The organism is Candidatus Zixiibacteriota bacterium, assembly GCA_040753495.1.
Lineage (GTDB): Bacteria > Zixibacteria > MSB-5A5 > GN15 > PGXB01 > DYGG01.
Genome location: JBFMEF010000081.1, coordinates 1 through 7,808, shown reverse-complemented (window position 1 = coordinate 7,808; position 7,808 = coordinate 1). Strand labels below are relative to the sequence as shown.

8 protein-coding genes are annotated in these 7,808 nt (G+C 51.5%); 5 read left to right on the top strand and 3 right to left on the bottom strand.

The annotated features are described in order from the left end of the window. Positions 1-82 precede the first annotated feature (82 nt). Complete coding sequence (locus AB1690_05195; protein ID MEW6014697.1) at positions 83-310, bottom strand: hypothetical protein; 228 nt, start codon at positions 308-310, stop codon at positions 83-85. Between the two features lie 28 nt (positions 311-338). Beyond that, positions 339-659 carry an iron-sulfur cluster assembly accessory protein gene (locus AB1690_05190; protein MEW6014696.1) on the bottom strand — a complete coding sequence of 107 codons (321 nt, stop codon included), beginning with the start codon at positions 657-659 and terminating at the stop codon, positions 339-341. Between the two features lie 254 nt (positions 660-913). Between AB1690_05190 and AB1690_05185 the strand changes: the two genes are divergently transcribed. From AB1690_05185 to AB1690_05165, 5 genes are all read left to right on the top strand, one after another. After that, positions 914-2,398 carry an AAA family ATPase gene (locus AB1690_05185; protein MEW6014695.1) on the top strand — a complete coding sequence of 495 codons (1,485 nt, stop codon included), beginning with the start codon at positions 914-916 and terminating at the stop codon, positions 2,396-2,398. A gap of 1 nt (position 2,399) precedes the next feature. After that, a complete protein-coding gene (locus AB1690_05180) occupies positions 2,400-3,494 on the top strand; it encodes a VWA domain-containing protein (GenBank protein MEW6014694.1) in 1,095 nt (364 codons plus the stop codon). Between the two features lie 109 nt (positions 3,495-3,603). After that, positions 3,604-3,939, top strand: a complete 336-nt coding sequence (locus AB1690_05175) for a DUF3470 domain-containing protein (protein ID MEW6014693.1) — start codon at positions 3,604-3,606, stop codon at positions 3,937-3,939. A 151-nt stretch (positions 3,940-4,090) separates the two neighbouring features. After that, positions 4,091-4,870 (top strand): DUF47 family protein, encoded by a 780-nt coding sequence (locus AB1690_05170; GenBank protein ID MEW6014692.1) that lies wholly within the window; start codon positions 4,091-4,093, stop codon positions 4,868-4,870. Beyond that, the gene (locus AB1690_05165; GenBank protein MEW6014691.1) at positions 4,863-5,867 is read left to right on the top strand and encodes an inorganic phosphate transporter; all 1,005 of its coding nucleotides are present in this window, start codon (positions 4,863-4,865) and stop codon (positions 5,865-5,867) included. The genes AB1690_05170 and AB1690_05165 overlap by 8 nt, the downstream gene beginning before the upstream one ends. Positions 5,868-5,970: 103 nt before the next feature. Here AB1690_05165 and AB1690_05160 read toward each other — a convergent pair. Then, a partial coding sequence (locus tag AB1690_05160) for a dockerin type I domain-containing protein (protein MEW6014690.1) occupies positions 5,971-7,808 on the bottom strand: 1,838 nt, incomplete at its 5' end.

The following is a 7,808-nucleotide window of genomic DNA, read 5'->3' as shown; positions in this document are numbered from 1 at the left end:
GTCCGGGGGATAACTTCTGCGCCCTCTGGGACCTGTTAGACCTTCTGCCCCAGTCGTACAGGGAAGAAGGGATAGACTATTTCTATTCGGAAGTTCGTTGAGATGTCTTGAGCAGGCGGTCGATAAGAAGGAAAGCAAGAGCGGCCCGCTCGTTTCGAGTCAACTGCTCTTCCAGAGTTTTCAGTTGAGCGTTGATACGGTTGGCGGAGTCGGAATCGCTCATCGCCAGTTCATACGCCTTCTGCAACTGCCCTTCATTGATGCAGTAAACAGATTCTCCCCCCATTATTTCTATCGGTTTAAGGCTCATGGCCACTCCCGGGATTTCAGGTGTTGTCTCAGGCGCTAAAACTGCTGCCGCAGCCGCACGATTTTTTCGCCTTGGGATTGTAAAAACGGAATCCGGAACGAATCAGGTCGTCCGAATAATCAATATGGAGGCCGTCCAGATAAAGAGCGCTGCGCATATCGGCAACCACCTTGAAATCGTTGTCCTGATACAGCACGACATCGTCATCATTCATCTTTTCATCGATTCCGGCGCCATAGGTCATGCCGGAACAGCCTCCCGTCAAAACCTCAATCCGCAAGAAACGGTCGCCGCCGACCTTGATATTGAGAAGTTCCTGTTTGGCTTTGCTGCTTATATTAACGTTCATTGTAGACCCTCTAAGTCTATAATTGGAAATTTACAATTGGCAGGAAATTATACGCAACGAAGCGGCTTTGATTGAAAAAAAGTTTCGTTTTAAGGTTTCCCGAGCGGCGGTCACTATCCCGCTGCACGGCATAAGGTAACAGCGCCTCTTTCCGACTTCGGAGACTTTTAGCCCCCGGCGGATTAACGCTATTGATTGCCGGTTTGCCCCTGAACTATCGCTTCTTGTTCTTTGTTTAACCTGATGCGTATAAAATGAAGAAATTACGAAAGGTGTATATGAAATTGGCGAAAACTCTGGGTGAACTTAAAAAGTCAGGATATAAGAATTTATTAACCAAAGATGAACTCCGCAGGAATCTGCTGGAGCAAATCAAAGCGGGGAAGAAGCGGTTTCCGGGGATTGTCGGCTATGACCGAACCGTCCTGCCGCAACTGGAAAACGCCATCCTTTCGCGCCATGATTTCATTCTTCTCGGCTTGCGGGGACAGGCCAAAACAAAAATCTTAAGACAGCTGGTGGACCTGCTGGATGAGCATATCCCGGTCATCAAAGGCAGCAAACTGAACGAAAATCCCTTCGCTCCTATCTCCTCCCGTTACAAGATACTGGCCGAAGAAGCCGGTGACCGTCTGGAAATCGAATGGCTTCACCGCGACCAGCGCTACAACGAAAAACTCGCCACCCCCGATGTTTCGGTGGCGGATTTAATAGGCGATATCGACCCGATTAAAGCGGTGCGGGAGAAACTCGACCTTTCCGATGAGGAAGTGATTCACTGGGGTATTATCCCCCGCACCAACCGCGGCATTTTTGCCATCAATGAACTTCCCGACCTGCAGCCCCGCATTCAGGTATCGCTGCTCAATATTCTGGAAGAGAACGACCTGCAGATTCGCGGATTTCCTATCCGGATTCCGCTCGATATGCTTCTGGTCTTCACCGCCAATCCCGAAGATTACACCAACCGCGGCAATATTATCACGCCGCTGAAAGACCGGATTGCTTCGCAGATTAACACCCATTATCCTTCATCGCTCAGTGATGCCAAAGCGATTACCCGCCAGGAAGCCTGGAGCGCCCGCGGCTCCGATATCGCGATTCCGGAACTGGTCCGCGATATCATCGAACGGATATCTTTCGCCGCCCGCCGAAGCGAATATGTCGACCAGTCGTCCGGCGTCTCGGCTCGTCTTTCTATCTCGGCTTACGAAAATCTGATTTCCAATATTGAGCGCCGCGCCGCCCTGAATAAAGAGAACGACCATTTCCCGCGCATCTGCGACCTCTATTCGGTCATCGCCTCCATTGTCGGAAAAGTCGAACTGGTTTACGAGGGGGAACTGGAGGGACCGTCGATTCTTGCCGTAAACCTCATCGGGGAAGCGGTCAAAGAGACCTTTGACGAGTATTTTCCCGCCCCGCGCAAAGAAAAATCTCATCCCGACAGCCGTCCCGAGGAGAATATCTACGAAGCGGTGATTGATTATTTTTCGACTGGAAAGAAACTGGAACTCTCCGACGAAATGCCGTACACCGAGTACAAAAAACAGCTCTCTCAAATCGCTGGACTGAAACAGATTGCCGAAAGTTATTATCCCGCCAAGGACTCCCGTGAGACCTTCTTGGCGATGGAGCTTATTCTGGAAGGTCTGCACCGGAGCAATATTATCGCCAAAGAATCCCCCGATAACAAGTTCATCTACGCCGATATGATTGAGAATATTTTGAGGAACTGAGATGCGTTTTATCTATTCGGAATGGAACGAAGCCTTCGTGCAGAAAATCAAGAGTATGCGCGACCTTCTTTCCATTTTCAATTATATCCTGCTTCTGGTCAATGGCGACGTCGACAAAGCGCTCCAAATGATGGAGCGTCTGCAGCAAATGGGCCAGCTTCCGCCCGATTTTGACCTGGAGCAGTTCCGGAAAGAATTGACAGATAAAAACGTAGTGGCAATGCAGCGGGAGAAGACGATATTGACCCGCAAGGGAGAACTGGGACTTCGCCGCCAGGCCTTCGAAAATATTTTTGAAAGGCTCAAATCCTCCGGCATCGGGAATCATCCGCTGCCGACCGGCGGCGGCAACAGTTCTGAGGAACCGCTTCCGGAGAAGCGCCGCTATGATTTCGGCGACGACCTCCTCTATCTCGACCTGAAAGGCTCCCTGTTCAACACCATCGCCCGCACCGGCTCGCTGGGGATGGAGATGAGCCATGACGACCTGGAAGTCTATGATACCGCCCGCACCACCAGTTGCTCGACAGTCATGCTGATCGATATCTCGCACTCCATGATACTTTACGGCGAAGACCGCATTACCCCCGCCAAACAGGTGGCGCTTGCTTTCACCGAACTGATTCTGACCAAGTACCCCAAGGATACGCTCAATATCGTGCTGTTCGGCGATAACGCCCAGGAGATAAGTATTTCCGACCTTCCCTACATCGGCGTCGGTCCCTTTCATACCAATACGAAAGCCGGGCTGCAGATGGCACGTCAGATTCTGCTTCGCAAGAAAAGCGCCAATAAGCAGATTTTTATGATTACCGACGGCAAGCCGTCGATGATAATCAAGCCGAGCGGCCGTCCCTATAAAAATCCTATCGGTCTCGACCCGGTCATTGTCAATCGAACTCTCGATGAAGCAATCATCTGCCGGAAGAAAAAAATCTCCATCACCACCTTCATGATAACCGATGACCCCTACCTGCAGGAGTTTGTCCGGAAATTGACAGAGCTGAATCGGGGGCGAGCCTATTTTGCTTCGGCTGATAATCTCGGGGACTATCTCTTTTATGATTTCATGAACAACCGCCGCAAAGCCGGATGAGCGCCTTCTTCACGTCCGCCAAAAAAATTCCATCATGGACAAACAAATAGAGGAACGGGACGTTATAACTACTTCGTAGAGTTAAATGGAATCTTATTGAGGATATCTGATGGCTCATATCGTCGCCGAACCATGTATCAAGTGCAAGAATACCGACTGCGCCGAAGTCTGTCCCGTTAACGCTTTCCGCGAAGGGAAAAATATGCTGGTCATCGATCCCAAAATCTGTATCGATTGCCGTCTCTGTGTCGATGAATGCCCGGTCAAAGCGATATTTCCCGATGAAGAACTTCCCGAAGAGTGGTGGGAATATGTGGAAATAAATGCCAAGTACTCCAGGCTCTGGCCCGAAATTTCCCAGAAAAAAGAACCGCTGCCAACCTCCGAGCAGTTTGCCGCTATCAAGAATAAGAAAGAATACTTCGACCCGGAACCGGGTCCTTGAAAACATCAGTCTCAGCCGTTTTCGGCGGGATTGCCGGGCGGCTCTCTTCAAAATTCCGGTATATCTGAATCACATTGTTGACAATCCCTCCTCGCTGCATTAAGTTTGGGGCGGTTTTCTGCAATTTAGCGATAGAGGAAGGGAATTAGCTATGAGTACCACGGAAGAACGGCGCGGACTGCTCAAAAGAGTCAGGAGTATCAGAATCCTGCCGCCCAAGGACTCCCGCTTTTACAATTACTTTGATGAATTGTCCGGACACCTGGTCGAAGCGAGCGAAGACCTGGTAAAACTATTTCAGGCGGCTCTCAACGAGCGCGACCATCTTGAAGAAAAAATCCACTCCGCCTTTGTCAGATGCAGTCGCATCAGCGAATTAATTGAAGAGTTGCTTCATATCTCCCAGCAGCCGCCTTTTGAACGGACGGAAATAATGGAACTGACGCGCAATCTCGTGCGGATTATCAAATATATCAAACATGCCGCCAACCGCTATGTCATTTACAGTTTCCCCACCAGCGACAAAGAGATGCGGGAGTTAGCCCCGGTTATTAATAGCGCCTGCGTGGAAATCGCCGCCGCAATCAAGCAATTGCCCCGTAACCGGAACCTTGATTCTTATCTCAATGCCATCAACCGCTATGAAGTGCACGCCGACAATATCTATCATAACGGCCTCAAGCGCCGCTTCGCCGAAATTCGCCAGAACCGGATCGACAGCGAAAAAATGATTGAGGATTTCCGCTCCCGCGATGACGCCAAATCCTCCCATGCCGACTTGCTGAACATCGATTTTTCCAACGTCCAGTACACCCGGCATGTCGCTATCTTCTTCATTCTTCGCGAAGTTTATGTCGAACTGGAAAAAGCCTCCGACGCCTGCACCGATGTTGCCTCGAGCCTGAAGCGGATGGTGGCCGGGAATGTATGATTCCTATCTGCTGATACTGATTATCACGGCCGCCCTGATGTATGACTTCGTGAATGGTTTTCACGATGCCGCCAATGCCATTGCCACCACTGTTGCGACTCATGCCCTTTCTCCCCGTAAAGCTATTATTATGGCGCGGACGCTTAATTTCGTCGGCGCTCTTGTCCATACCGCGGTTGCCTACACTATCGGGAAAGGGGTGGTCGATAGTCAGTTCATCACCTTGCCGATGTTACTTGCGGCCACCATGGGGGCGGTACTGTGGGGTTATTTCACGTGGTACTTTGGGCTCCCTTCTTCGTCAACCCACGCCCTGGTCGGCGGTCTTATGGGAGTGGCTCTCTATGCGAGCAGTTTCGATTTCAGCATCCTGATGGCCAAAGGAATAAAGAAGATTCTCTTTGCCATGGTCGTATCACCGGTCGCCGGTTTAATCGGCGGAGCACTCTTGCTCTTTATATTCAGCTGGGCGGTCTGGAGTTCGCCCTATCGCAAATCGGCCATCTTCTTTAAGCGCCTGCAGGTAGTCTCGGCGGCATTTGTGGCATTTACTCACGGAATGAATGACGCTCAAAACGCTATGGGAATTATCACTATAGCTCTATTGACCGCGGGCTCCATCGACTACTTCCATGTTCCCTTCTGGGTCCGCTTTGTCTCAGCATTCATGATTGGTCTCGGAACCTCTGTCGGCGGATGGCGGATAATGAAAACGATGGGGCGCAAGATGACCCATCTGCATGAGCCTATCGACGGTTGCGCCGCCGAGACCGCCGCCGGAACGGTAATTCTGGTCGCCTCCCTTGCCGGCGCCCCAATTTCGACCACCCAGGTTGCCACCGGCGCTATCGCCGGAGGCGCCATGGCGCGACGGTTCGGGAATGTCAACTACCGGATTATCGGAAATATCCTCCTGGCGTGGGTATTCACCTTCCCAGGCGCCGGGCTCTTCGGAATCTTCACCTATATGATAGTCAATCTGATTTTCCCCCGGTGATTTCAAGATTCACTCCGCTCAAACGGCAACGGTTATTTCATAAATTCAAATGCCCGACCTTAGTAAAGGGCCGGGCATTCTGTTTTTCCAGTGGTCTGTCCTGTTATGGGCAGTTCGGGTCGGCGCCTCCCTTGAAGAGGTAACTGATGATATAGGTCGCATCGAGTATATTGATACCGCCGGAGCCGTTGACATCGGCTGATTCCAGCGGGTCGGGCGGCGTTCCGCTCTTATACAGGTAAGCGATAATGAATGTGGCATCAAGGATATTGACCGTGCCGTTGCCGTTAGCATCCCCGCAGACATAGTCGCAGACATCACCCACGCCGTCGAGGTCGCTGTCTTCCTGCCCCGGATTGGGAATATCGGGACAATTGTCGCAGGCATCTCCCAGACCATCGGCATCGGTATCCACTTGCGACAGGTTGAAAACCGTCGGGCAGTTGTCATCGGTGCAGAGATTCCCCGGACCTCCCGGGTCGCCAAATCCATCACCGTCGGTGTCAGCGCAGACATAACTTCCAGTCGTGAACGACCAGACCGGCGAGTACTCCGAAGAATCGCCGCCGGCAATCTTGAAACTTTTCACTCGCCAGAAGTAGATATCGTCGGGCAATACCCCCGAAAGCACCTGCAGCCCCGAGGTATCAACCACCGCGCTATACACGACATTAATAAACTGCTTATCGGTGGCAATCTCCACCCGGTAGCGGTCATCCGCTATCTTCCAGGATGTCGCCCAGTTCAGTAGCGGCATATTATCCGGCACATTGGCATGGTCGGCAGGCGCCAGAAGTCGCGGCTCCAGAAGCGGCGTCACCCAGTTGGCTCCATATACTTCCTGGTTCCCTTCGCGGGTATCAGTCCAGACGGCGTTGACATGGTCTTTAAACGCCGTTACGCCGATATATTCGGCTATCAGCCCCGCCATGGCATCGAGTGGCTTCATATGCATATCCGGCGCCGTTGTCAGGTCGCCGGGATTGGATGAAACCGAACTTATCCGATGATTGGTGGTGAAACTCTCGCCGCCGTCAAAGGAGTAGGAGGCAAAGAGGTCGAATAGCAGATGATTCAAGGTATCCAATCTCTGGTCATAGAAAATCAGAAATATCGTTCCCTCTTGATTGACAAAAAGCCAGGGATGAAACTGGTCAAACTTCGCTCCCAGTCCAGTTGGGTCATCGTTGACATAAATTGGCGCGGTCCAGGTCGTTCCGCCATCGGAGGATTTGACGAATTCGATATTGAAGTCATTGAAGGCGGCATTAGTGATATCCATATTGGCGTATGTCACATAAATATTGCCGTCAAAAGGTCCCCCCGAGAGATCGGCGGCGGCTATCGGGGCGTTATAAACATCGATACCGCCGTCAATTTTAGCCCAACTTCCGACCGTACGGGTAATAATCTTGTACGGCAACATGGTCTCCCCGGCGTCGGTCGATTTGACCAGGTTTATGCTGTAATGGATGTCACAAGTGGTGCTGTCCAGGGCATAGCCGTTCCAGAATAGATAGACGGCGCCATCGGTACCGACCACCGGCATGGCGAACTGACCGGCGCTGGTCCAGTTGGTTATACCGCAATAACTGAAATCCGGCGGCGGCGCAAACGGCTTTATCAGGTCGAACATAAAACCGTCTTTCGGCAGACGGGCGAACATCATAGTATCTCCGGAAGCGAGGTTGGGAAACCGCGCCCAAGCCATATAGAGGGTTCCATCATAGGGACCGCCGGTCCGGTCAACCGTGATAAACTGCTTATCTTCGAAAGCGTCATAGTTGTCACCGGTTGTATTCATCCAGGAAAAGGAGGCGCCATTGTCATAAGACTTAAGAACCGTTATGGTCGATGCCCCTCCGGCATAATCGAGAAAACAGAGAAAGAAATTGCCGTCGGCGTCAACATCCACACAAGGGTCGGACTGATAGGTAAAAC

Bases quoted from the DNA above. Each gene is read 5' to 3' on its own strand.
- AB1690_05195 (MEW6014697.1), bottom strand. From the start codon at position 310: ATGAGCCTTAAACCGATAGAAATAATGGGGGGAGAATCTGTTTACTGC.
- AB1690_05190 (MEW6014696.1), bottom strand. From the start codon at position 659: ATGAACGTTAATATAAGCAGCAAAGCCAAACAGGAACTTCTCAATATC.
- AB1690_05170 (MEW6014692.1), top strand. From the start codon at position 4,091: ATGAGTACCACGGAAGAACGGCGCGGACTGCTCAAAAGAGTCAGGAGT.
- AB1690_05165 (MEW6014691.1), top strand. From the start codon at position 4,863: ATGTATGATTCCTATCTGCTGATACTGATTATCACGGCCGCCCTGATG.
- AB1690_05185 (MEW6014695.1), top strand. From the start codon at position 914: ATGAAGAAATTACGAAAGGTGTATATGAAATTGGCGAAAACTCTGGGT.
- AB1690_05180 (MEW6014694.1), top strand. From the start codon at position 2,400: ATGCGTTTTATCTATTCGGAATGGAACGAAGCCTTCGTGCAGAAAATC.
- AB1690_05175 (MEW6014693.1), top strand. From the start codon at position 3,604: ATGGCTCATATCGTCGCCGAACCATGTATCAAGTGCAAGAATACCGAC.